The sequence below is a fragment of the Mesorhizobium sp. M1A.T.Ca.IN.004.03.1.1 genome (genome assembly GCF_003997555.1).
In the GTDB taxonomy this organism is placed as follows: Bacteria; Pseudomonadota; Alphaproteobacteria; order Rhizobiales; family Rhizobiaceae; genus Mesorhizobium.
In genome coordinates, this window is sequence record NZ_RZTV01000196.1 from 1 (window position 1) to 285 (window position 285).

The following is a 285-nucleotide window of genomic DNA, read 5'->3' on the forward strand; positions in this document are numbered from 1 at the left end:
GCGCGCAACGCCGTCTTCTACGGCGACAAGGCGATCGACCGCTCGCCTTGCGGCACCGGAACCTCGGCGCGCATGGCGCAGCTCCACGCCAAGGGCAAGCTCAAGCCCGGCGACAGTTTCGTGCATGAATCGATCATCGGCTCGCTGTTCAAGGGCAGGGTCGAAAAAGAGGTCAGCGTGGCCGGCAAGCCGGCGATCATCCCCTCGATCGGCGGCTGGGCGCGCATGACGGGATTGAACACCATCTTCATCGACGACCGCGATCCGTTCGCGCATGGATTCATC

The 285-nt window shown here is 64.2% G+C and carries 1 protein-coding gene; it reads left to right on the forward strand.

What is annotated here, in order from left to right:
* Positions 1-285 (forward strand): proline racemase family protein (locus tag EOD29_RS31310; protein WP_206520535.1); only part of this gene is annotated, 285 nt, incomplete at both ends.